Annotated in this window: 17 protein-coding genes; 12 read left to right on the top strand and 5 right to left on the bottom strand. The window is 70.9% G+C overall.

Annotated features, from left to right (window positions below; all coding sequences use genetic code 11):
* The first annotated feature begins 127 nt into the window (after nt 1–127).
* Nucleotides 128–508, top strand: coding sequence for an ATP-binding protein (locus tag CLV43_RS25695; protein WP_106189878.1), 381 nt, complete (start codon nt 128–130; stop codon nt 506–508).
* A gap of 11 nt (nt 509–519) precedes the next feature.
* Here CLV43_RS25695 and CLV43_RS25700 read toward each other — a convergent pair whose 3' ends face one another.
* The gene (locus CLV43_RS25700) at nt 520–972 is read right to left on the bottom strand and encodes a hypothetical protein (RefSeq protein WP_106190559.1); all 453 of its coding nucleotides are present in this window, start codon (nt 970–972) and stop codon (nt 520–522) included.
* 207 nt (nt 973–1,179) lie between these two features.
* Between CLV43_RS25700 and CLV43_RS25705 the strand changes: the two genes are divergently transcribed.
* Nucleotides 1,180–1,971 (top strand): DUF1684 domain-containing protein, encoded by a 792-nt coding sequence (locus CLV43_RS25705; RefSeq protein ID WP_106190560.1) that lies wholly within the window; start codon nt 1,180–1,182, stop codon nt 1,969–1,971.
* A gap of 107 nt (nt 1,972–2,078) precedes the next feature.
* On the opposite strand, the gene CLV43_RS25710 is transcribed toward CLV43_RS25705, so the two are convergent.
* Together CLV43_RS25710 and CLV43_RS25715 are read right to left on the bottom strand one after the other, a co-directional pair.
* Nucleotides 2,079–2,927 carry a helix-turn-helix transcriptional regulator gene (locus tag CLV43_RS25710; protein WP_106189880.1) on the bottom strand — a complete coding sequence of 283 codons (849 nt, stop codon included), beginning with the start codon at nt 2,925–2,927 and terminating at the stop codon, nt 2,079–2,081.
* A gap of 37 nt (nt 2,928–2,964) precedes the next feature.
* Complete coding sequence (locus tag CLV43_RS25715; protein WP_106189881.1) at nt 2,965–3,837, bottom strand: oxidoreductase; 873 nt, start codon at nt 3,835–3,837, stop codon at nt 2,965–2,967.
* 779 nt (nt 3,838–4,616) lie between these two features.
* On the opposite strand from CLV43_RS25715, the gene CLV43_RS25720 reads away from it, so the two are divergent.
* Nucleotides 4,617–6,680: a putative bifunctional diguanylate cyclase/phosphodiesterase gene (locus tag CLV43_RS25720; protein WP_106189883.1), complete on the top strand. Its 2,064-nt coding sequence runs from the start codon at nt 4,617–4,619 to the stop codon at nt 6,678–6,680.
* A gap of 259 nt (nt 6,681–6,939) precedes the next feature.
* On the top strand, nt 6,940–10,155 hold the full coding sequence (locus CLV43_RS25725) for a LamG-like jellyroll fold domain-containing protein (protein WP_106189884.1): 3,216 nt from the start codon (nt 6,940–6,942) through the stop codon (nt 10,153–10,155).
* Between the two features lie 137 nt (nt 10,156–10,292).
* On the opposite strand, the gene CLV43_RS25730 is transcribed toward CLV43_RS25725, so the two are convergent.
* The gene (locus tag CLV43_RS25730; protein ID WP_245886976.1) at nt 10,293–11,123 is read right to left on the bottom strand and encodes an endo alpha-1,4 polygalactosaminidase; all 831 of its coding nucleotides are present in this window, start codon (nt 11,121–11,123) and stop codon (nt 10,293–10,295) included.
* A gap of 352 nt (nt 11,124–11,475) precedes the next feature.
* Between CLV43_RS25730 and CLV43_RS25735 the strand changes: the two genes are divergently transcribed.
* From CLV43_RS25735 to CLV43_RS25770, 8 genes are all read left to right on the top strand, one after another.
* Nucleotides 11,476–12,759: an ABC transporter substrate-binding protein gene (locus tag CLV43_RS25735; protein ID WP_106189887.1), complete on the top strand. Its 1,284-nt coding sequence runs from the start codon at nt 11,476–11,478 to the stop codon at nt 12,757–12,759.
* Entirely contained in the window at nt 12,756–13,700 is a 945-nt protein-coding gene (locus CLV43_RS25740) for a carbohydrate ABC transporter permease (protein WP_245886981.1), read from the top strand. The genes CLV43_RS25735 and CLV43_RS25740 overlap by 4 nt, the downstream gene beginning before the upstream one ends.
* Complete coding sequence (locus CLV43_RS25745; protein ID WP_106189889.1) at nt 13,697–14,530, top strand: carbohydrate ABC transporter permease; 834 nt, start codon at nt 13,697–13,699, stop codon at nt 14,528–14,530. The genes CLV43_RS25740 and CLV43_RS25745 overlap by 4 nt, the downstream gene beginning before the upstream one ends.
* A gap of 147 nt (nt 14,531–14,677) precedes the next feature.
* Nucleotides 14,678–15,631, top strand: a complete 954-nt coding sequence (locus CLV43_RS25750; RefSeq protein ID WP_245886991.1) for an SIS domain-containing protein — start codon at nt 14,678–14,680, stop codon at nt 15,629–15,631.
* Nucleotides 15,632–15,636: 5 nt separating this feature from the next.
* Nucleotides 15,637–16,524 (top strand): 1-phosphofructokinase family hexose kinase, encoded by an 888-nt coding sequence (locus CLV43_RS25755; protein WP_106189893.1) that lies wholly within the window; start codon nt 15,637–15,639, stop codon nt 16,522–16,524.
* Between the two features lie 3 nt (nt 16,525–16,527).
* Nucleotides 16,528–17,352 (top strand): class II fructose-bisphosphate aldolase, encoded by an 825-nt coding sequence (locus tag CLV43_RS25760; protein WP_106189894.1) that lies wholly within the window; start codon nt 16,528–16,530, stop codon nt 17,350–17,352.
* Nucleotides 17,353–18,657, top strand: a complete 1,305-nt coding sequence (melA, locus tag CLV43_RS25765; protein WP_106189896.1) for an alpha-glucosidase/alpha-galactosidase — start codon at nt 17,353–17,355, stop codon at nt 18,655–18,657.
* An 87-nt stretch (nt 18,658–18,744) separates the two neighbouring features.
* Nucleotides 18,745–19,506, top strand: a complete 762-nt coding sequence (locus CLV43_RS25770) for a DeoR/GlpR family DNA-binding transcription regulator (protein WP_106189897.1) — start codon at nt 18,745–18,747, stop codon at nt 19,504–19,506.
* Nucleotides 19,507–19,910: 404 nt separating this feature from the next.
* On the opposite strand, the gene CLV43_RS50115 is transcribed toward CLV43_RS25770, so the two are convergent.
* Nucleotides 19,911–22,406 (bottom strand): reprolysin-like metallopeptidase, encoded by a 2,496-nt coding sequence (locus CLV43_RS50115; protein ID WP_211304557.1) that lies wholly within the window; start codon nt 22,404–22,406, stop codon nt 19,911–19,913.
* Between the last annotated feature and the right edge of the window lie 180 nt (nt 22,407–22,586).

The raw sequence follows: 22,586 nt of genomic DNA on the forward strand, positions 1-22,586 counted from the left end.
CCTCAGGGCGTTGCACTCGTTGGACAACGGGTAGCCACCCGGCCGTCGAGGCGGTGACCCACTAGGACGACAGGCTCGAGGTCGAAGTGCGATGACTGGTCCAGAGCCTTACCGGACGCGGATAGACGTGGATCTCCGACGCCACGGGACACCACCGCTCGCGGAGCTGCGCGCCCACATCCGCGTGATGCTGGCGGCTGAGGACCCGGAGTGCGTCGAGGACGTCGAGCTGCTCACCACCGAGCTCGTCACCAACGCCTACGACCACGGCGTCCGCCCCCTCTTCGCCCGCCTCTGGCGCCCCGACCACAGCAAGGTGATCCGGCTGGAGGTCGACGACTCCGACTCGTCCCACCTGCCCGTGATCGGCGTCTCGCGGTTCGGCTCGAACCGCGGGCGGGGACTGGTCATGGTCGACCAGCTCGCCCAGCGGTGGGGGAGCAAGGTCAGGACCTGGGGCAAGACCATCTGGGCCGAGGTGGCGTCCACCGCGGTGACGCCCGCCTGAGCCCCCGGCCCTCACCTGGTGGGGATCAACGCCGACGGCGCGCTGTGCTTCACCCGCGACCGCAGCCACGCCAGCTGGCGGTCGGTGTCCTGCTCGCACCCCTCGGCCACGTCCAGCAGCGCGCTGTCGCGCACCCCTCGTGCGGCCTGCGTGACGACCGCCCACGTGAGGTCGACGAACGAGGTGAGGGCGTAGAGGTCGAGCAGGTCGCGGAGCAGGCCGACCTCACCGGACCGCGGGCTGTCGGCCGGCATGCCGTAGGGCACCTCGGTCCGCGTCCGGGCGCCGTAGCGGCGGACGACCGGGGTCAGGCGTTCGACGTGGGACTCGCTGACGCGGGCCAGGCCGCGACAGGTGTCGGCGACCTCGACGACGGCGGCGTGACCCGTCGCGACCCGGCCGAACGCGTCCGCGAGACCCTGCTCCGCGGTGCGGAGCATGCCCAGGTAGGTCGCGAGGTGCACGGTCGACTCCTTGTCGTCGGTTCCACTGGAGGTACCCGCGACGGGGAGGATCAACCCCGGACGCGGACGTCCGGGCGTCGACGCGCCCAGATGTCGAAGATCCTTCGTCCCACCTCCTGGATGTCCACCCCGTGGGACGGGGAATAGCCGCCCGACGCGGTCGTTGCCACCGGTGACGTTGACGGCGAACGGGATGTGGGGCTGGCGATGAGCACCGAGCAGTTCGTGCACGACTGGCGGGACTGGAAGACCGCGCGCGAGGAGGACCTGGCCGCACCGCACGGGTGGCTGGCGCTCGTGTCGCTGGACTGGCTGCAGGAGGTGCCCCGGCGGTACGCGGGCATCCCCGGCCTGTGGTGGCAGGACGCCGAGGCGGCCTACCTCGACCCGGAGGACGCCGAGCTGACCCACGAAGGCGCGCCCGTCACCGGCGTGCGCCGGTTCGAGCTGGTCAACAGCGGCGCGGGCACCAGGGTGTCGGCCGGTGACGTGGAGATCGAGGTCGCCCGCCGCTCCGGCTACCTGATCCGGGTGCACGACCCCAAGGCGCCGGTGCTGCGCGACTTCCACGGCGTGCCCGCCTACGAGCCCGCCCCGGACTGGGTGCTGACCGGCGTGTTCGAGCCGTTCGACGAGCCGCGCCCCACCACCGTCGGCGCGGTGGTGCCGGGCCTGAGCCACGTCTACACCGCGCCCGGCGTCGTGCGGTTCGAGCACGACGGCGTCGAGCACGCGCTGACCGCGTTCAACGGGAAGGCCGACGGGCTGAGCATCCTGTTCACCGACGCGACCAGCGGCGTCACGACCTACCCGGCGAACCGCTCGCTCAGCGTTCCCGCGCCGGACGCCGACGGCCGGGTCGTGCTGGACTTCAACCGCGCGGTCAACCTGCCGTGCGCGTTCACCGACTTCGCCACCTGCCCGCTGCCGCCGGAGGGCAACCGGCTGGCGTTCGCGGTCGAGGCGGGCGAGAAGCTGCCGCACGAACGCGAGTCCTGAGCACGGCGGTGCGCCCGCGCGGGGCGGGCGCACCGTCCACTTCGGATCGGGTGGACAGCGCCGCGGGGAACGGCCGGGTCGGGAGGGGGCGGCTTTCCGGAAAGCCGTCAGGAGTCCTGGTGGGCGAGGTGCTGGGCGCCGACGACGGACAGCAGGCGCAGCTTCTCGTCGCTCTCGCTGCCCGGCGTGGCGGTGAACACCAGCAGGGCCTGCTGCTGACCGTTGTCGAACAGCACCTGGCAGTGCAGTTCCAGGTCGCCCACGCTCGGGTGGTGGAACCGCTTCGCGTCGGTGTGCAGGATGCCGACCTCGTGCGCGGCCCACACGGCGCGGAAGTCGGCGGACTCCTCGGTCAGCGCGCGGACCAGCGAGCCCGCGCGTGAGGCGGGGCCGTCGACGGTGTGCGCGGACCGCAGCTTGGAGACCAGGACGCGGGCGTGGTTCGCGCGCTCGTCCTCGTGGTAGAACGACCGCGCGGCCTCGTCGGTGAACCACCGGTACACCGCGCTGCGCTCCAGTCCGGTGTAGCCGGTCTGGTCGCCCTCCAGCGCGACGTGCGCCCTGGTCTGCACGAGCGACTCGGCCAGCCGGTTGAGCACGACGGCGGGGGTGTCGTCGAGCCGGTCGAGGATGCGCAGCAGGCCGGGGTTCACGTGGTCGGACCGGCCGGCCCTGGCCGGGATGCCGTGACCGGCCAGGAGGAACAGGTGGTCGCGCTCGTCGAGCGTCAGGTGCAGCGCCCGCGCGATGGCGGTCAGCATCGGCTCCGAGGGCTGCGGTCCCTTCCCGCCTTCGAGCCTGCTGTAGTAGTCCGTGGACATGGACGCCAGCGCGGCGACCTCCTCGCGGCGCAGCCCCGGCGTCCGCCTGCGCCTGCCGCGGGACAGCCCCAGGTCCTCCGGTTGCAGCGCCTCCCGCCGCCTGCGCAGGAAGTCCGCCAGCCCGGTGTACTCCACGTCGTCCTCCTCGCCCGCCGCTGCCCCTGGTCGCCGCTCAGACCGCGAGCTCGGTGCCCGTGCGGGTCAGCCTGCCCGACAGCTCCCACAGCTCGCGCGCCAGCCCTTCGTCGCGCGCGGTCCTCGACGGCTTGCCGAGCGCCGGGTGACCCTTGATCCCGCCGATCCCGTCCGGCCCGACGTAGGAGCCGCCCGCGACGTCCTGGGTGGCCGCGTACAGGGTCGGCAGTGCGCCGTGCTCGGCGTCGTTGAGGAGGAACGACATCCGGCCGATCCGCGCGGACGGCCCGCGGCGCACGTGGGAGGTCAGCGAGGTCGTCGCGATGCCGGGGTGGGCCACCACCGAGCGGCGCGGACCGGTCATCCTGCGGTCCAGCTCCAGCGCGAACAGCACGGCGGCGAGCTTGGAGTCGTTGTACGCCTGGAGGTCGTCGTACTCGCGGCGGGTCCAGTCCAGGTCGTCGAACACGGGCTTGCCCAACCGGTGCAGCTGCGAGGCGACGGTGACCACCCGGTCGGTGATGTGCGGCAGCAGCAGGTTGGTGAGCGCGAACGGGCCGAGGTGGTTGGTCGCGGACTGCAGCTCGAACCCCTCCTCCGTGTGCGACTCGGGCACCTGCATGATCCCGGCGTTGTTGACGAGCACGTCGAGGGGCCCGGTCCACGCCCGCGCGAACGCGCGCACCGAGCGCATGCTGCTCACGTCCAGCTCGCGCACCTCGGTGCGCCCTGGCATGTCGGCGGCGGCCCGCTCGCCCTTGGCGGTGTCGCGCACGGCCAGCACGACCCGTGCACCCGCCCTCGCCAGCTCCCGCGCGGTGACCAACCCGATCCCGCTGGTGGCACCGGTGACCACCACCGTGCGGCGGTTCAGGTCGGGCAGGTCGGCGGCGGTCCACTTCGTCGTCATCGCTTCTCCTCGGCTGCGAGCCATTCCGCCGACCTCTCGTCGGCCTCACAACGAGCGTGCTGCGGTCCAGTGAAGCCAACAAGGTCGCGCCCAGCCACTGCTCGCCGAGCAGAGGACAACGCGAAGAGCCGCGGTGCGGCGGCGCACAACCGGCGGAGACGCGACGAAAGCACGGAGAACCACCTCCGACCGGTTTCGCCGTAATCCATCTCGACGGAACCCCGCCGACGCACTGCTCCGTGCCCGAGTCGAATGGAATAAAGAGGATCGGGCAGATCCGCAATACTTCGTTGACAACGCGCTGTGGGTGGACCGGAAACGCGGTCGCGACATCGACGGCGTGTGTCCGACGAGGGGCCAGTGGCCGGGAACCACCAGGTCGGACGTCATTGCTCCGCGCGAGAGCCCGATGGGGAAATGCCACCCCAGGTGCCGGTCGGCCGAATCGCACAGCGCCCGATGGGGTGGGATGCGTCCACGCCCTTGCGCTAACGTCCGCGGTCCGCTTGTGGCTACTATCGTCCGATCCACGATCCGAATGGGGTACCCCGTGGCGAAACAAAAGGACCGGGTCCTCCAGGACATCGGCATCTCCGTCGCGAGCACGCTGGACGACGACCGCGCGGCGCGGTGAGGACGGTCCGCCGCACTAGCGGAGAGTCACCTGTTCGGCCCACCCGACACGATCGTGTGGCAGAGCTTCACGCTGACGGCCGAGCCAGTGAAGACCACGAGTGGGTAAACTCGCGCACCCCGACATCTCAAGCAGGCCAACACTTATGCGCAATGCAGGCCAGGGCTCCGATGCTGTCCCACCGTCGTCCGACCACGTCCGGAAGCGGGCGGCGCTCGCCCGCAAGTGGACCTACCTCCTGAGCGGTCTGGTCGTCGTCCCGCTGACCGGCGACGAGCTGGGGCGCGAGCTCGGTTTCCAGCTCGACGCCCTCTGCGAGGGGCTGCGCGCCGAGCCGTACGGCCCGGCGGCGCTGGAGGTCGCGGGGGAACGCCTGTGCGGCTTGGGCTACATCGGCGAGCAGGGGCTGCGCTGCACCATGGAGGTGCTGGGCAAGGGGCTGCTCGCGCTGCCGGAGTTCCAGCCCGTGGAGTCCTCCGCCGAGCGGATCGTGCTCGGGCTCGGCGCGTTCGCCGTCGGGTTCCTGGCCGCGGACCGCCGTGCGGTGATCGCGCAGCAGGAGAGCATGCAGCTGTCGCTGTTCAAGGCGGTGCGCGACGCGAAGTCGAACCTGCGCGAGAGCGAGGCGCGCTTCGACGAGGTGGCCACGTCCTCCACCAGCGGCATCATGATCATCGGTCTGGACGGCGAGCTGGTGCGGGCCAACGCCGCGATCGGCGACATCCTCGGGTACCTGCCCGCCGAGCTGACCGGCACGACGCTGTTCGACCTGGTGCACCCGGACTCCGCGGACGTCCTGCGCGACGCGATGGACAAGCTGCTCGCCGGGACCGAGACCAGGATCAGGCAGTCGCAGCGCCTTCTCCGCAAGAATGGGGAGATAGCGCGGATCTCGCTCACCACGTCGCTGCTGCGCGGTGCCGACGAGGAGCCGAGCCACCTCGTCATCGTCGTCGAGGACGGCACGGAGCTCATGCTGTTGCAAGGGGAGCTGAAGCGGCAGGTGCTGCACGACGTGCTGACCGGCCTGCCGAACCGGCAGTACTTCAGCACCCACTTGGAAAGCGCGCTGCGGCGCGCCGACCCCGCCCGCGGCGTGACGCTGTTCCACCTCGACCTCGACGCGTTCGGCATGGTGTGCAACAGCCTCGGCAGGCGCGTGGGCGACCGGCTGCTGGTGCACGTCGCCCAGCGGCTCAAGGAGGTCATGGCCGACGAGCGGTCCATGGTCGCCCGGTTCGACGGCGACGAGTTCGGCATCCTGGTGGAGAACACCGCCACCACACCGGACGTCGCGACCATCGTGTCGAACATCAACGCCGACCTGGCCGAACCGACCTTTGTGGACGGTCACGGCCTCGCGGTGTCGGTGAGCGTCGGCGTGGTGCACCGCCCGGCGCGCGACCTCGACCCGACCGAGCTGCTGCGCGCCGCCGACCTCGCGCTGCGGCGGGCGAAGACCCGGCGCGGCCAGTGGGAGATGTTCCACCCCGACCAGGACGCCCACGACCGCGAGGCGCAGGCGCTCGCGGTGTCGATGCCGGGTGCCTGGGAGCAGGGCGAGGTCAGCGTGGTCTACCGGCGCGCGGTGCGGCTGTCCGACGGCCGCACGGCGGGCGTCGAGGCCCTGCTGCGCTGGGACCACCCCGAGCTGGGCGTGCTCGGCCACGACCGGTGCGCGGAGCTGGCCGACCAGACCGGCCTGATCCTGCCCGTGGGCGAGTGGCTGATCCGCGCCGCGGTCGGGCAGGCGGTGTGGTGGAAGGAGTACCCGCTGGTCGTCTGCCTGACGCCCTACCAGGCCGCCGACGCCGACCTGGTCTCCCGCGTGGTCCGCGTGCTCAAGGAGACCGGACTGCGCCCGGATCTGCTGACGATCGGCATGCCCGTCCGGGCCCTCCAGGCGGCCGAGGCGCTCGACAACTTCCGGGTGCTCGCCGACATGGGCGTCACCACGATGATCGACGAGTTCGGCGGCGGCACGGCCGACCTCGCGCTGCTGGAGGACCTGCCCGCGAAGTCGGTCCGGCTGGCCCCGTCGCCGTTCGTGGGCGAGCTGACCGCCCTGGTGCACGACACCGCGGCGGTCGTGGTGGTCGACGGCGTCGACACCGCCGACCGGGAGGCGTCCTGGCGCACCGCGGGCGCCGACCTGGCGATGGGCGACCTGTACGGCGCCCCGTGCCCGCCGGGTGACATCAGCCTGTAACGAACCGGCCACACCGGCCCACGGCGCGTGGTCGGTCTTGTCGTTCCCACCCGGCCGTCCCACCCTGGTCCCACGAGGTGCTCCGGGCGCGGTCAGGGGCTTTTCCGGCCGTCCGGGAGCAGGGCTGGTTCGTCATGTCCGGTATGTCCGAGCAAGACAAATTGATGTGCAGTGCTGTTGTCCTCTGTTGAAACATGTTAGTAATCGAGGAAGTTTGTGAGGTGTCTCACGCCCTGCGCCGCCAGGAAGGGAACGCTCCATGCCTAGACCACCCCTGCGACCACTCGTCGCGGTCCTCCTGATGATCCTCTCCGTGCTCGCGATACCCACGGGGGTGGCCTCCGCCGCACCGGAGGACACGGCGGTAGTGCACGGTCTGAAGGGCGAGTACTACCGGATGTCCGCGCCGGGCGCCCGCGACTTCGCCCAGCTCGGCGGGGTGCTGCTCGACCCGAACTTCGACCTGCCGGGGCTGGTGGGGACGTTCGAGTCCCTCACCGGGCAGACGGAGCACACCACCGCGCGCTGGACGGGCAAGATCACCGCCCCCGCGACCGGCGACTACACGTTCTCGCTCATCGGTGACAACGGGTTCCGCTTCTTCATCGACGACCAGCCGGTGATCGACCACTGGGTCGGCGACTGGGACGTCGAGCAGAACAGCCAGCCGGTGCACCTGGTGGCCGGTGAGGCCCACAACCTGCGCATGGAGATGTTCCAGGACGTCGGCGGCGCGAACCTCTTCCTCCGCTGGGCCGCTCCCGGCCTGGCCAAGCAGATCGTGCCCGAGTCGGCGTTCACCCCGCCGGACGGCTTCCAGGTCTACCCCGTCGACTTCACCCTCGCCGCGGACGGCCTGAAGCTCACCGCGGACTTCGAGAAGAACGTCACCAGCCTGGGCCAGCTGGCCTCGCACCTCGTCGTCGAGGCCGACACCACCCCGATGCCGATCAAGTCGGTCAAGCTCGCGGGTGACAAGTCGCAGGTCGTGGTGACCCTCTCCCAGCCCGTGCAGAAGGGGCAGCGCGTCCGGGTCAACTACGACGGCACCGGCGGCCTCGTCGTCGGCGGCGAGACCGTGCCGCAGATCGTCCGCAGCGCCACGAACAACTCGACGCACCGCCTGACCACCAAGTGGGGCGACGACCTCGACCGCGAGCACCCGCTCCCGGAGTACCCCCGGCCGCAGCAGACCCGCAAGGACTGGGTCAACCTGAACGGGCCGTGGGAGTTCGCGGGCGCCGCCGCCGGTGAGCAGCCGGTGTTCGGCAAGACCCTCGCCGAGAAGGTCACCGTGCCGTTCCCGATCGAGTCCCAGCTCTCCGGGCTCGAGCGCCACGAGGACCACATGTTCTACCGCAAGCTCGTCTCGGTGCCGCGCGACTGGCGCATCGGCTCCGGGCAGCGGCTGAAGCTCAACTTCGGCGCCGTCGACAACCACGCCCGCGTGTACGTCAACGGCAAGCTGGTCGCCGACCACACCGGTGGCTACACGGCGTTCACCGCCGACATCACCGACGCCCTCAAGGGCAGCGGCAAGCAGGAGATCGTCGTCGCGGTGACCGACACGACCGGCCCCGACCAGCCGATCGGCAAGCAGTCCACCAACCCCCAGGGCATCGTCTACACGCCGACCTCCGGCATCTGGCAGACCGTGTGGCTGGAGCCCGTGCCCGACGCGGCCATCGACGACGTCGTCACCACGCCGGACCTGTCGACCAGCTCGCTCACCGTGCAGGTGCGCTCGGCCAAGGCGTCGGCCTCGGCGAAGGTGACCGCGACCGCCCGCGACAAGAAGGGCAAGAAGGTCGGCAGCGTGACCGGTGCCGCGGGTGCCGCGCTCACGCTGAAGATCGACAAGCCGCACCTGTGGAGCCCGGACGACCCGTACCTCTACGACCTCGAGGTGACGCTGGAGCAGGGCCGGTCCAAGGACACCGTCGGCAGCTACTTCGGCATGCGCTCGATCAAGGTCGAGAACGTGGGCGGCTACCCGAAGCTCGTGCTCAACGGCTCGCCGATCTTCTCGCTGGCCACGCTGGACCAGGGCTTCTTCCCCGACGGGCTCTACACGGCGCCGAGCGACGAGGCGCTGCGCTGGGACCTGGAGGAGACCAAGAAGCTCGGTTTCAACGCCGTCCGCAAGCACATCAAGGTCGAGCCCGCCCGCTGGTACCACCACGCGGACGAGCTGGGTCTGCTGGTGTGGCAGGACTTCGTGTCCGGTGACCTGCGGACCAAGGCCGGCCAGGACCAGTTCGTCGAGGAGGGTCGGCGCGAGGTCGAGCAGCTGCACAACTCGCCGTCGATCATCGGCTGGATCGTGTTCAACGAGGGCTGGGGCGAGTGGGACCGCACGGCGACCGGCCAGCTGGCCGAAGCCGTCAAGGCCTCCGACCCGAGCCGGATCGTCAACGCGCACAGCGGCGTGAACTGCTGCTCGTCCAAGGGCGACTCGGGCAAGGGCGAGGTGATCGACCACCACGACTACAACAACAACGACCCCGCGTTCCCGGACGCGACCCGCGTGGCCATGGACGGCGAGCACGGCGGCTTCACGCTGCGCACCCCGGGGCACATGTGGCCCGGCCCGCCGGCCGCGATCTACAGCGGTGTGAAGGACAAGGCGGCGCTGACCGCCAAGTACGTCGACAACACGCAGACCTTCTACCTGGAGGCCGCGCGCGCGGAGCTGTCCGGATCGGTCTACACCCAGATCACCGACCTGGAGACCGAGCTCAACGGGCTGTGGACCTACGACCGGCGGGAGATCAAGGTCGACCCGAAGCCGGTGCGCGAGGTCAACCAGAAGGTCATCAAGGCGGGGTCCCAGGCGGGCAAGCCCGTCACGTACCCCGGCCGCGGCACCTGGGCCCTCGACGAGGGCAAGGGCACCGCGTCGCGCGACCGCAGCGGCGGTCGCAGCGACCTGGCGCTCAAGGGCGACACCAAGTGGGTCCCCGGTCAGAGCGGGTCGGCGCTGTCGTTCGACGGCGACGGCGACTACGCCGAGACGGCGGGGCCGGTCCTCGACACCACGAAGGACTACTCCGTCTCCGCGTGGGTGACGCTGGACAAGCTGCCCGGCAACTACGCCACCGCGGTCAGCCAGGACGGCCGCCAGGCGGAGAACCCGTTCTACCTCCAGTACGGGCAGGGCGCGTTCGCCTTCAGCACCCCCGGTGGCAACCGGGCCAGGCTGGTCGTCGCACCCGAGCTCAACCGCTGGTACCAGCTGGTCGGCGTCCGCGACCACACCAGCGGTGAGGTCCGGCTGTTCCTCGACGGCCAGCGCGTGGGCACCGCGCCCGCGGGCCCGGACGCCACCAGCACCGGTCCGCTGGCCGTGGGGCGCGCGAAGTACGCGGGCAACAAGGTCGACTTCTGGTCCGGCGCGGTCGACACGGTCCACGCGTACAGCCGTGCGCTGACCGACCAGGAGGTGGCTGCGCTCTACACGTCCGAGAAGCGCTGAGGTAGTCGTGCACGGGGCCGGGGCGGTGGGTGGGCGACCACCGCCCCGGCCCTTCGCCGTGCACCCCTCGACGCGCAGCGCCCGCCGGTCGTGACGACCGGCGGGCGCTGGGAAAGGGGGCAGGGGGTTTCGGGTTCCTAGCAGTGGTCGTAGCGGTAGGCGCCGTTGTTCGGGCCGACGAGCTGGCGGTCGCGCAGGGTCGTGGTGGCCGGGCGGTCGGAGCTGCGGCAGACCGTGGAGAACGGGCCCTTGGGCAGGTTGTCGGTGTACTCGACGTCCATCACCAGCGCGCCGTAGACGTCGCTGTAGTCGCCGCACTCCTCGTAGGCGAAGCACTCCTCGGCGAACGCGAAGTCGAAGCCGACCTCGTTGCGGGCGCGCCGGCTGACCTCGGCGGAGTTCTTCTGGCCGATGGCCAGGCCCAGGGCGTGGGCCCGCTGCTGGAGCAGCTTGGCGTAGGCGAGGTTGTGGTCGACCGTCAGCTTGCCCTTCGAGCGGCTGTACGAGTCGAGGTTGTCGATCTCGAGGCCCTTGAAGCCGCGCTGCGAGCAGCGCGTGATGGCCTCGTCCGCGATCGCGGCGAGCCTGGTCCGCTTGGCCGCCGTCGACGTGTCCAGGATGAACTCGTCCGGCCACTCGGGGTCGATGATCGGCTTGCCGTTGGAGCCCGTGACGAGCAGGTCCTTGCGCTGGTTCAGCCAGAGGTCGTGCTCCTCGGGCTGGGTCTGGAAGCCGTTCACGTAGCAGATGTTGTAGATGCCGGGCGCCGGGGTCGCGGTGCTGTCGCGCGTCACGAGGGTGACCCCCGCCGGGGGCGTGTAGGCGGCGCCGAGCTGGTAGTCCAGGACCGCGGGCACGGGCGGCAGCTGGACGGCCGCCGCCGCGATCCCGGAGTCGGCGACCAACGGCTGGGGCGCGGCCTGCGCGGAGGCCCCGGTGGTGCAGAGCGCCACGACGAGGCTGGTCACCGCTGCTTTTCCGAGCACTGAGGTGAGGGGTGCCATAGACGTACGAAGCTCCTTAATCGCTCATGAAGGTTGATTGCTTGTGATCGATTAAACTACAACGGCGTCACGTTTGGGTAGCCCCCGGTTGCCGGTAGGGGTTGGGTCGACTCTCGTTCGTGGGACTACGAAAGGGATACGGAAGTCGGCGAGCCCCGAGGGCGCGAGTGGTTCACGTCCAGATGGGACGGTTTGATCGTTCGGGCACAGGAAGTGAACGATTCTGAGCTTTTACCAGGGTTCCCTTGCTGATATGAGCGGTTCTGTTCTAGCGTGACCGGCCTCAACCAAAACCAAGCACCACCAGGAGGCCCGGATGACACAGGGGAGCGGACTGAGTCGGCGGGCGGCCCTGACCTTGGCGGCCACGCTCGCACTGACCGCGGCCTGTGGTGGCTCTCCCGGAGGCGGGAGCGGTGGCGGCGGCAAGGTGACGGTGTGGCACGGCTACACCGACAAGGAGGGCGAGGCGCTGAACAAGCTGGCCGCCCGCTGGAACTCCGAGCACCCCGACAACCAGGTCGAGATGGTCTTCAACGGCGGCAACGACGGCGTCCTGCAGAAGACGCTGGCCGCGTTCGTCGCGGGCAACCCGCCCGCCGTGTCCTACGAGTTCGGCTCCTCGCTGTCCGGTCTCGCCGAGCGCCCGCAGACCCAGGACCTGACGTCGACCGTCCGCGACGACAAGGACTTCAAGTGGGACGACCTGTTCGCGGCGGGCCGCGAGGCGGCCACCGTGGACGGCAAGGTCTACGGCGTCCCCGCGCTCGTGGACAACCTCTCCCTGGTCTACAACAAGAAGCTCTTCGACGAGGCCGGGATCGCCTACCCGACCGAGACGTGGACGTGGGAGGAGTTCCGCTCCGCCGCGGCGAAGCTGACCGCCGGGAGCGACCGGTTCGGCTGGGCCTACGTCAACGACGGCTCCGAGGACACGGTCTGGCGCTACCTCGCGCTGCTCTGGCAGGCGGGCGGCGACCTGCTCTCGCCGGACGGCAAGAAGGCCGCGTTCGACTCGGAAGCGGGCAAGCAGGCCATGCAGCTGCTGCACGACATGGCGGTCGAGGACAAGTCCGTCTACCTCGACACCGGCGACCAGCAGTACGTGAACCTCTTCAACTCCGGCCGGGTCGGGATGCTCTGGACCGGACCGTGGGACCTCGGCGGCATCAACGAGGACGTGTCCTACGGCGTGCAGTTCCTGCCCGGCAAGGTCACCCACGCCACGATCGCGGGCCCCGACACGTTCGTGGTGTTCGGCGACAAGGGGAAGGCCGACGCGTGGCCGTTCCTGAAGTGGCTGCTGTCGCCGGAGATCCACCTGGAGTTCGCGATGGAGACCGGCCACCTGCCGATCCGCCAGTCCGAGCTGTCGCTGCCCGACTACCCGAAGTTCGAGGAGAAGTTCCCCGGCAACAAGGTGTTCGTCGAGAACCTGGCGAAGAACGTGACGAAGGCCCGGCCGAACATCTCGCAGTACCCCAAGATCTCCCAGTCGCTGGGCACCGCCGTCCAGTCCGTCCTACTGGGACAGGCGCAGCCCGCCGACGCGCTGGCCACCGCCCGCGCCGAGGTCGACGAGATCCTGGCCGGCTCGTGACCGCTGTCCTCGCACCGCCGCCGCGGGGACCGGTGCGCGAAGGCGGACGGCCGGGGCCCCGGCGGACCCGCACCGCCGACCACCTCGCGGGGTGGGGGTTCGCCGCCCCGGCGATGGTGGTGATCAGCCTGTTCGGGCTGGTGCCCGTCGTCTGGTCGTTCGTGCTGTCGTTCCAGGAGACCGACCTCACCTCGCCCGGCACGTTCGCGGGCGGCGCCAACTACGCCAAGCTCGCGCAGGACCCGATGTTCTGGGACGCCGCGCGCCGGACCCTCGTCTACACGGTCCTGTTCGTGCCGATCACGATGGTGCTCGCCCTGCCCATCGCGGTGCTGCTCAACCAGCGGATCCGCGGCATCACGCTGTACCGCATGGCGGTGTTCGTGCCGCTGGTGACGTCCACGGTCGCCACCGGCATCGTGTTCAGCTGGCTGGGCAACCCCCAGTTCGGGCTGGTGAACGCCCTGCTCCAGGGGATCGGCCTGCCCAAGCAGGGCTTCTTCCAGGACCCCGGCCAGGCGCTCTACGTCGTGGTGGGCATGACGGTCTGGGGCTGGCTGGGCTTCGCGGTGATCATCTTCCTGGCGGCGCTGCAGAACGTGCCGCAGGACCTGATGGAGGCCTCCGCGCTCGACGGGTGCGGCAGGCTGCAGTCCTTCTGGCACGTGGAGCTGCCGCAAGCGGCGCCCGCGTCCGGCTTCCTGCTGGTGTGGCTCACGATCAACGGGCTGCAGCTGTTCGACCAGGTCTACGTGACGACCAAGGGCGGTCCGCTGCGGGCGACCACGGTGCTCGTCTACCACCTCTACAACGAGGCCTTCGTCAGCTTCGACGGCGGCTACGCCGCGGCCATCGGGTGCGTGGTGTTCCTGGTGATCCTGGTGTTCACGGTCGTCCAGCTGCGGTTCAACCGCCGCACGTCCCACTTCGAGGTCCGATGACCGCGCTCCAGGTCCGTCGCCGCAGCCGCCGTCCCAGCGCGCTGCACCTGATCCTGCTGCCGATCTCGCTGGTGATGATCGCGCCGCTGGTGTGGATGGTGCTGGTGTCCTTCTCCACGCAGGCGGAGGCGCGGCGCTTCCCGCCGGGCCTGCCCAGTGGGCTGGAGTGGCACAACTACGCCGACGCGTGGAACGACGTGCCGCTGGGCTCGTGGCTCTACAACAGCACCGTGGTGTCGGTCGTCTGCGTGGTGGGCAACCTGGTGCTCTGCTCGCTGGCGGGCTACGCGTTCGCGCGGATCCGGTTCATCGGCGGGCGGGTGGCGTTCCTGGCGATCCTCGCGACGCTCATGGTGCCGTTCCAGATCGTCATGCTGCCGTTGCTGATCATGGTCCGCGAGGTGGGCCTGAGCGACACGCTCGGCGCGCTGATCGCGCCCAACCTGGCCACCGCGTTCGGCGTGTTCCTGATGCGGCAGTTCTTCATGACCGTGCCGAGGGAGCTGGAGGAGGCGGCGCGCATCGACGGGGCGAGCAGGCTGCGGATCCTGCTCCAGGTGCTGCTCCCGCTGATGCGCCCGACCCTGGCCACGCTGGCCGTGCTCACGTTCCTGCAGACGTGGAACGACTTCCTCTGGCCGCTGATCGCGATCCACAGCCCCGGCAGCATGACGGTGCAGATCGGGCTGCAGAGCTTCCAGGGCGCCCACACGACGAACTGGCCGAAGCTCATGGCGGGGACGGTGCTGAGCCAGGTCCCCGTGCTGCTCGTCTTCTTCGTGGCGCAGCGGTTCTTCGTGCGGTCCGTCGCGTCCGTCGGGATCAAGTAACCACCGGGCCGGGGGAGGGGGAGGAGGTCGGGGCGGGGCAGCGGCCCGTCCCGACTTCCGTCCTGTCCCGGTGGGTGTTCGACGGGCAACTTCGTCAAACGCTCAAGCTCATTGCTTGGTTATGAGCGGTTGTGCTAGAAAACTCTCATGCGCGCACAGCCTCAGCCGTCCGGTGATCAGTCCGACGAGGTGTCCGGCCGCCTCCACACCACCGTCGAGATCGCCTCGCAGCCCGACTGCTGGCGACGGGCCGCGGAGGTGGCGGCCGATCCCGCGACCGCGCGGGCGCTACCGCGCCGGGGTGAGCGCGTCGCCGTGGTCGGCTGCGGCACCTCGCTGTTCATGGCGCAGGCCTACGCCCGGCTGCGCGAGGACGCGGGCCAGGGCGAGACCGACGCGTTCGCCGCCTCGGAGATGCCCGCGGGCCGCTCCTACGACCGCGTCGTGGCGCTGACCAGGTCGGGCACGACCACCGAGATCCTGGAGGTCCTCGCCCGGCTGCGGGCCGACTCCCCGTCCACGCCGACGGTGGCGGTCGTGGCCGACCCGGAGACCCCGGTCATGGCGCTGGCCGGCGACGTCGTCGTGCTCGACTTCGCCGACGAGAGGTCCGTGGTGCAGACCCGGTTCGCCACGACGGCGGTCGCGCTGCTGCGCGCCCACCTCGGCGAGGACCTGAGCCGCGCCATCGCCGACGCCGAGCGGTCACTGGCCGAACCGCTGCCCGCCGGGGTCGCCCAGCGCGGGCAGTTCACCTTCCTGGGCGCGGGCTGGACCACCGGTCTCGCGGCGGAGGCGGCGCTCAAGATGCGCGAGGCGTCGTTGAGCTGGGCCGAGTCCTACCCGGCCGCGGAGTACCGGCACGGTCCCATCGCGATCACCGACTCCGGCTCGGCGGTGTGGGTGCTCGGCACCCCGCCCACGGGCCTCGACCAGCAGGTCGGAGCCACCGGCGGCCTGTGGGTCGCCCGCGACCGGGACCCGCTGGCCGAGCTGGTCGCGATCCACCGGCTGGCGGTGGAGGTCGCGCTGGCGCGCGGGCTCAACCCCGACACCCCGCGCAACCTGACCAGGTCCGTCATCCTGCGCAGCACCGCCTGACCGCCGTGCGGGCACTCACCGTCACGCTCAACGCGGCCCTCGACGTGACCTACCCCGTCGACCGGCTCACCGCGGGCGCCACCCACCGGGTCGGCGACCCCGCCGTCCGGGCGGGCGGCAAGGGCGTCAACGTCGCCAGGGTCCTGCGGGCGCTCGACGTGGCGGTCGTCGCGACCGGGCTCGCGGGCGGCTGCGCCGGGACGCTGCTCGCCGCCGACCTCGCCGCGGCGGGCGTGGCCGAGGCGATGTTCCCGATCAAGGGCGAGACCCGCCGGACGCTGGCGGTGGTCGAGGACTCCGGCGAGGCGACGATGTTCACCGAGCCGGGGCCCGGCGTCACCGCCGCGGAGTGGGCCGGGTTCCTCCGGCACTACCGCCGGTTGGCCGCCGAGTCCGACCTGGTCGTGCTGTCCGGGTCGCTGCCGAAGGGCGTGCCCGCCGACGCCTACGCCACCCTCGTCCGCGCCGCCGACGTCCCGGTGCTGCTCGACGCGGACGGCCCGGCGCTGGCGGCGGGGGCGGCGGCCGGACCGGCGGTGATCACGCCCAACCGGCTGGAGCTGGTCGCCGCGAACGGCGGCGGTGACCCGCTGGCGCTCGGCGCGGCCGCCGCGGTCGTGTCGGACGGCCCGGCCGGGATGACCGCCTACACCGCCGACGGCGTGTGGACCGCGGCGCCACCCGAACGGGTCGTCGGCAACCCGACCGGTGCCGGGGACGCGGCCGTCGCCGCCCTGGTCGCCGGGTGGCACCTGAGCTGGCCGGAACGCCTGGCCGAGGCGGTGGCCCTGTCGGCGGCCGCCGTCCGCTCCCCGCTGGCCGGGGACTTCGACCGCGACTTCTACGAACACCGCAGGACCCGTGTACAGCCGCGACGAGTGACCGAGGAGTAGAAGATGCCGCTGGTTCCCCTCCGGGACCTGCTCGACCGGTCCGCGCCCACCGCGGCGTTCAACGTGATCCAGATCGAGCACGCGGAGGCCATCGCCGCCGCCGCCGACGAGACGGGCGCCCCCGTGGTGCTCCAGATCAGCGAGAACGCCGTCCGCTACCACGGATCGCTGGCGCCGATCAGCCGCGCCGCGCTCGCCATCGCCGCGTCCGCGGTGTCGCCGGTCGCGGTGCACCTCGACCACGCCACGTCCGAGGACCTGATCCGCGAGGCCGTCGACCTGGGCTTCGGCTCGGTGATGTTCGACGGGTCCGCGCTCGGCCACGACGAGAACGTGGCCCGCACCGCCGCCGTGGTGCGGCGCTGCCACGGGCGCGACGTGTCCGTGGAGGCCGAGCTCGGCGAGATCGGCGGGAAGAACGGCGTGCACGAGCCGGGCGCGCGCACCGACCCCGACGAGGCCGCCCGGTACGTCGAGGCGACCGGGGTGGACGCGCTCGCCGTGGCCGTCGGGTCGTCGCACGCGATGCTCACCAGGACCGCCACCCTGGACTTCGACCTCATCGCCCGGCTGAAGGCGGCCGTTCCGGTGCCGCTGGTGCTGCACGGCTCGTCCGGCGTGGCCGACGAGCACCTGGCGGCGGCGGTCCGCGCGGGCATGCGGAAGATCAACATCGCCACCCAGCTCAACAAGTTCTTCACCGCGGCGATCAGGGCCGGGCTCGGGGACGACCCCGTCCTCGTCGACCCCCGGCGCTACCTCGGTGCGGGCCGCGAGGCCATGACCACCGAGGTCGCCCGCCTCATCCGGGTACTGGAAGGTCGGTAGATGCTCACCATCGCGTTCATCGGCGCGGGCTCCGTGGAGTTCACGCGCCAGCTCCTCCGCGACCTCCTGTCGTTCCCCGAGCTGGCCGACGTGACGATCGCCCTGCACGACATCGACGGCGAACGGCTCGCGGTCGCCGAGGCGCTGGCCCGGCACACCGCCGAGGCGTGCGGGGCGAAGCCGCACGTCGTGTCCTCGCTGTCGCGCCGCAAGGTGCTGGAGGGCGCCGACGTCGTGATCAACATGGTCGCGGTCGGCGGCCACGCCGCCACCCTGACCGACTTCGACGTGCCCGAGTCCTTCGGCCTGCGGCAGACGATCGGCGACACGCTCGGCATCGGCGGCATCTTCCGGGCCCTGCGGACGTTCCCGCTGCTGGAAGGGCTGGCCGCGGACATGCTCGCGGTGTGCCCGGACGCGTGGCTGCTCAACTACACCAACCCGATGGCGATGAACGTCCAGTACCTGGCCGCCGTCGCGCCGCGGCTGAAGGTCGTCGGGCTGTGCCACTCCGTCTACTGGACGATCCGCGACCTCAGCGGGCTGGTCGGCGTCCCGTACGAGGAGGTCGACTACCTGTCCGCGGGCGTGAACCACCAGGCGTGGGTGCTGCGCTGGGAGTTCGAGGGCCGCGACCTCTACCCGGCGCTCGACGCGGCGATCGCCGCCGACCCCGAGCTGGCCCGGCGGGTGCGGGTGGACATGTACCGGCGCCTGGGCCGCTACCCGACCGAGACCAGCGAGCACTCCTCCGAGTACGTGCCCTGGTACCTGCGGCACGACTCCGAGGTCGAGCGGCTGCGCATCCCCGTCCGCGACTACGCCGGGATCAGCGCGGCGAACCTCGCCGAGTACGAGGGGCTGCGCGACCGGATCGCGTCCGGCGAGGCCCCGCCGCCGGTGCTCGACGAGGACGCCACCGAGTACGCCCCGCAGGTCGTGCACAGCCTGGTGACCGGGAAGCTCCGCACCATCCAGGTGAACACGGTCAACCACGGCCTGATCGACAACCTGCCCGCCGGGGCGGCCGTCGAGGTGCCCGCGACGCTGGACCGCCTCGGCGTGCACCCGCACCGCGTCGGCGCGCTCCCGCCGCAGCTGGCCGCGCTCAACCGCGGCTTCCTCAACGTGGTCGAGCTGACCGTCGCCGCGGCGGTGGAGGGCGACCCCGCCCACGTCCGCCACGCCGCGATGTGCGACCCCGCGACCGCGGCCGCGCTGACCGTCGACCGGATCTGGGAGCTGTGCGCGGCGATGACCGCCGCCCACGGCGACCTGCTGCCCCCGGCGTTGAGGAGCACGTGAGGCGCCTGGCCTGAACGAGCATGGGTGGTGCGTGTTTGATGCGAAATTCTGAACGTACGGGCACCACCCATGCACTAAGGTGAGCGAATGCTCCAGCAACAGCGCCTCGCCGCGATCCTCGAGCGGCTGGCCGACACCGGCTCGGTGAGCGTCGTCGACCTCGCCTCCGAGCTGGGCGCGTCCGTCGCCTCGATCCGGCGCGACCTCCAGTCGTTGGAGGAGCAGCAGCTGCTCAAGCGCACCCACGGCGGCGCCGTGGCCGCCGAGGTCATCTACGAGCTGCCCATGCGCTACCGGGTCGGGCGGCGCGAGCAGGAGAAGCGGCGGATAGCGGAAGCGGCCGCGCACCGCGTCGACGAGTCCGTCCACTCGGTCGGCCTCAACGGCGGCACCACCACGACCGAGCTCGCCAGGCTCCTGGCCACCGGGCGCTCCCTGAAAGTCGTCACCAACGCCCTGAACATCGCCGCCGACCTCTCCGTCCGCCCGATGATCGACCTGGTCGTCACCGGCGGCGGCGTCCGCCAGGAGACCTACGAACTGGTCGGCCCCATCGCCGACCGCGCCCTCTCCGGCATCAGCCTCGACGTGGTCTTCCTCGGCGTCGACGGCATCGACGCCCGCGGCGGCATCACCACCCACGACGAGGTCGAAGCCCAGACCGACCACTGCCTGATGCGCACGGCCGACCAGGTGATCGTGCTGGCGGACGGGTCGAAGATCGGGAAGAGGGCGTTCTCGCGGATCGCGGACATCGGTGAGGTGAACGTGGTGATCACGGATGGGAGTGCGGCGGCGGAGGGGGTGGACCGGTTGAGGGCGGCGGGGGTTGAGGTTGTGGTGGTGTAGGTGGGGTTGTGCGGGTTCTTTGGGGGGCTGGCTTTGGTTGTGTTGGTGTCCACCAAGTCGGGAAGCCCGGCCCCCGGCGCGCGATTGTCTCAATGCTTGATCTTGCTTGTCAAGACGATAGAGCTGTCTTGACAAGCAAGATCAAGCAGGAGGGCGCTGTGGATCGGGGGCAGAGGGGAAGTCTGGCTTCGCCAGCATCAGGCTTCGCCTGACCAAGCATCGAGCTGCGCTCGACAAGGCATCCTCGGCTGCGCCGTCGGACCAAGCATCCTTGCTTCGCGGCGGACAGAGCATCCTTGCTGCGCGGCGGACAAGGCCCCAGGCGCTTCGCGCCGGATGCGCGCTGGCGGGCTGCGCCCGACGTGGTGGGGGTGCGGGGTTGGTTTGGTTGGTTTGGTGGGTGTTTACCTGGTGATGGTTATGTCGGTGTCGTTGAGGTCGAAGTAGATGTTGCCGATGGCTTCCACGCGGATTCGGCCCTTGGTGGTTTGGAGTCTTGGCAGGGTCACGGTTGCTGTGCCGTCGTTTCGCGTTCGTGGGCTGAGGGTGTGGGGGAAGGTGAGGCCGCCGTCTGTGGAGAAGGTGATGCGGACGGCGGTGGTGTTGATGGGGGTGGTGTTGGTGCCTGCGACGGTCCAGGTGACGGTTTGGCGGGAGCCGGCTTTGTAGGTGGGGGTGGAGGTCTGTGAGGTCACCAGGAACGGGCCGGCGGTGGGGGTGATGGTCAGTGCGGTGTCGGCGCTGCCGATGCCGCCGCCGCCCTGCCTGCCGTCGCGGGCGGTGAGCTTGAAGTGCAGGGTGCGGTCCTCGGTGATGCCCACCCAGTCGGGGGTGGGGAGGAACTCGGAGTAGCAGTCGATCAGCTCGGGGCTGAGGTTGGTGCCGCCGCCGGTTTCCGGGGCGGGTGGTGGGGGTGCGGTGGGGCAGGTGCCGGTGGGGGCGTTGGTGTTGTTGGCGGCGATCTGGGCGAGGTCGGGGAAGACGCGGGTGGGGTTGGGGGTGGCGGTGTTCTCGCCGGGGGAGTAGTACGTCAGGGCGTCGGAGTCGGTGACGGTGGCGGCGGTGCCGAACTGGCGGAACAGGGGGCCGTTCGTCTTCCTGTTGTCCACCAACGAGGTGCCGGTCTCGCCGCCGCGGTCGTTCTGCTCCCACATGTACGTCACCGGGTCGCCGTCGGGGTCGTGGGCGCGGCCGGTGAGGGCGAAGGGGGTGCGGGTGGGGATGGTGTGGTGGGCGGCGGTGGTGACGACGGGGCGGTGGTTGCGGGTGGTGGTGACGCGGTGGCCCTGGTTGTCCTCAGGGCCGCCCTGGACGGCTTCGCCGACGAGGGCGGTCGTGCCGGTCGTCTCGATGCCGAGCGGGCGGACGTCGACGCCGGCCAACGTGCCGCCGAAGGTGACCTGGAAACCGGTGTCGTCGACCTCGGACGGGCGGTTGTAGGTGTTGTTCCCGTAGCCCGCGACCTCGACCTCGGCGCCGGCGGGCAGGATCGACGTGAGCGCGGCCTTGAGCGTCTCGGGGGTGTAGCCGGGGCCGTGGGTGATCGGGGCGGACCGGTGGCCGCGGAAGGTCAGCCGGAACGAGTCGGTGCCGTCGAAGTCGCGCAGCGAGACGTTCTGCACCTCGTCGTCGGACCACGGGGCGGCCGAGGTGAACGAGGTGATCTCGGTGAGGCTGCGGTGCGACCAGTACGGGTCGCTGTGCCGCTGCAGGTTGTCCTGCTGGCAGATCCCGGCGTAAGCCATGATCGACGACCCGCTGCCCGGCTCGTAGGAGTCCTCGGCGCTGCGCTGGCCGCTGCCGCAGTTCCACTGGTCGCCGTTGAACGGGTGGTCGGCGCCGAACTGGTGGCCGATCTCGTGCGCCACGTAGTCCACGGCGAAGAAGTCGCCCACCGGGGTGGTCAGCCCGGTGCACCCCACGGCCTTGTCCTGGCCGCCGACACCGGGTGCGGCGGCGCCACCGCCGCGGACGCCCATGGCGATGTGCCCGACGTCGTAGTTGCCCGCGCCGACGAGCTGGCCGAGGGCGGTGATGTTGTCGACGAACGTCCCGGTGCGGCAGGACTCGAGGTCCTCCGGGAGGAAGCAGGCCGTCGCGCCGCACGGCCCGTTCGGCCTGCTCGCCTCGGCGTCGGTGTTGAGGTTGGTCTTGTCCGTGGCGTCGACGAGCAGCAGCCGGATCGCGGTCTCGTCCTCGTACACCTGCGCGACCCGGTTGACCAGTGACGCCTTGGCCGCCGTCACGTTCTCCGCGCCGAAGTAGCGCGCGTACGACGGGTCCGTGACCAGCGCCAACCGGTAGGTGCGCAGCCGCACGGCCGACCCGGTGGCGGCGGCCTCGACCTGCCTCGCCACGTGCTTGACCTCGGTCTCCCGCAGCGGTTCCGCGGCGGTGAGGTCGTGGCCGTAGTAGCTGGCGTACAGGCTCTGGTCGCCGTGGAAGTACGGGTCGACGAACCACTGGCCCCGCGGCGACCGGACGGAGGCGTGGAAGCCGAGCGGGGTGAGGTCCGCGCGGACCGTCGCCGTCGGGTCGTCCAGGCCCCTGCCCGCGTAGGTCCGGATCTCCGGGTGCCGCGCCGCGAGCCCCGGTTCCATCACGGGCGTGTCGACCAGTTCGAACCGCTCGAACCCGCCCGAGGGCGTCGGCAGCACGACCTCCGGGTCCGTCGACCCGCGCAGGGCGCCCGCCATGCCCGACCGGTCGAGGGTGAACCCGGCGAACCGGTCGGTGTGCACCTCCGCGGGCCGGTCGGACCTGGCGGCGGAGGCGGTGTCGACCCCGGTCCACGGGTTGGCCGCCGCGGCGGCCGAGCCCGTCGGCGGGATCAGCGCGCTCACGGTGGCGGCGACCGCCAACGCGGTCAGGCCACGGCGTGTCGAGGAACGTGGTGCCACGTGGGTCTCTCCCGTCCGAACCGGTATGAGGGCGGCTCACATTGTCGCGGTGTCCGGCTCCGGGGAGAACTGCCGAACGTACGGAATCGGGGGTCGTCCCGATTGGCGGTCGGACCAACCCAGAAGCTTGATTTAATCCATGAACTAGTCAAGTATCTCCGTGAGTTGCCCATGTACCGG

Source organism: Umezawaea tangerina, assembly GCF_003002815.1.
GTDB lineage: Bacteria > Actinomycetota > Actinomycetes > Mycobacteriales > Pseudonocardiaceae > Umezawaea > Umezawaea tangerina.